General features: G+C 69.0%; 1 protein-coding gene. It reads right to left on the reverse strand.

The features are described from left to right. Positions 1–31 precede the first annotated feature (31 nt). Positions 32–1,681, reverse strand: coding sequence for an alanine/glycine:cation symporter family protein (locus tag D452_RS0117850; protein WP_017545512.1), 1,650 nt, complete (start codon positions 1,679–1,681; stop codon positions 32–34). Between the last annotated feature and the right edge of the window lie 230 nt (positions 1,682–1,911).

The raw sequence follows: 1,911 nt of genomic DNA on the forward strand, positions 1-1,911 counted from the left end.
TCCGTGACCTGACCCGTTCAAAAAACAGTGCCTAGTCGTCGCGGTCCGGACCACGGCCGTTCCCGGGGGCCTCGCCACCGTCCGGGTCCTGTCGGTCGTCCGGGTGCCCGTCCTCGGCCGCGTGCTCGCCGTCGTGCTCCCAGTCGGGGCCGTGCATGCCCTCACCGCCGTCGACGGCGCCCGGCTCCCCCTGTGGCTCGGCGTCGCTCGGCGCGGCGCCTCCGGACCGCTCCACCTCCTCGGGCAGAGGTCCACCGGCGTCGCCCCAACAGTGCACGTTCCTCAGGTCCGGCATCTTGGCCAGGGCGAACTGCGGGTCCAGTCCGTTGCGCAGCTGACGGCTGTAGTCGCCCAGCAGTCGGAAGGCGATCGTGGACAGCGGAGCGATGGCCAGCAGGTTCACGGTGGCCATGACCCCCATGGCGATGTCCGCGAGGTTCCACACCAGGGTCAGCGGGGCGACGCAGCCGATGAAGATGGAGGCCAGGACGGCGGCCCGGAAGTAGCTCAGGTGCTTGTCGTTGGCGTCCAGGAACTGGAGGTTGGACTCACCGTAGTAGTAGTTGCCCAGCAGCGAGGTCCAGGCCAGGAGGAACAGGATGACGGTGAGGGCGTGGATCGCCCAGCCTCCGAGCGAACTCTGGAGCGCCATCTGGGCGACCACGATCGGCTCCTGCCCGGGGGCGAACTCGGTGCTGAACAGGAGCACGATGAACGCGGTCACCGAGCAGACCAGCCAGGTGTCGAAGTAGACGCCCAGGGTCTGGACCAGGCCCTGTTTCGCGGGGTGGGAGACCGAGGCGGTGGCACCGGCGTTGGGCGCCGAGCCCAGGCCCGCCTCGTTGGAGAACATGCCGCGCCGCATCCCCCACAGGATCGCCGTGCCCACACCGCCCGCGGCCGCCTCGCGCAGACCGAAGGCGTGCGCGAAGATGCTCCCGATGACCCCGGGGACCTCGTCGATGTTGACGATGACCACGGCCACGCCGAGGAGGATGTAGAGGATCGCCATCAGGGGAACCAGCCCCTGGGCGACCGTGGCGATGCGCCGCACCCCACCGAAGATCACCGCACCGGTCAGCGCGGCGAGCCCGATGCCGATCACCGCGTCGAACCACAGACCGGTGGGGACGCCGAACTCCCCCACCGAGGTGCCGATCGCCCCCGTGATGCCGTTGGCCTGCACCGAGTTGAACACCAGGCTGAACGTGATGGTGATGATGACCGCGAACAGGACGCCCATCCAGCGGCGTTCGAGCCCGTAGAGCATGTAGTACGCCGGACCGCCGCGGAAGCCGGTGCTGGTCCGCACCTTGTACAGCTGGGCGAGGGTGGACTCCACGAACGACGCGGCGCCCAGGACCCCGGCCATCAGCCACATCCAGAACACCGCCCCGGGACCGCCCAACATGATCGCCAGCGTCACGCCGACGATGTTGCCGGTCCCCACCCGCGAGGCCGCCGAGAGGGCGAAGGCCTGGAACGCCGAGATCTCGCGGCCGCCGTCGGGTGCCGTCCCCGGGCTGCTGCGCATGACCCGGAACATCTCCGGGAGGAGGCGGATCTGGACGAAACCGGACCGCACGGTGAAGTAGACGGCCAGGATGACCAGCAGCGGGATGAGGAAGAAGGTCCAGAAGAAGTCGTTGAGGGCGACCAGAGCGTTGTTGAGGACGGTCACTCGTTCCCCTTCGAGCGGTGTGCGGCCCCGCGTTCGGTTCGGGGTTTTCCGGCCAACTGTCCACTTCGGGGGTGGTTTCGGCGGCCTGGGACACGCGAAGGGGCGGTAAAGGACCGTAAACCATGACGAGGCGGGCCCGACCTGTGGTCGGACCCGCCTCGGGTGCTTCAGTACCGCTCGGTGCTAGCGCTGCGGAGCGGAGTCGTAGCGGTCGTTGCGACGCGGGCCGC

Source organism: Nocardiopsis prasina DSM 43845, from assembly GCF_000341265.1.
GTDB lineage: Bacteria > Actinomycetota > Actinomycetes > Streptosporangiales > Streptosporangiaceae > Nocardiopsis > Nocardiopsis prasina.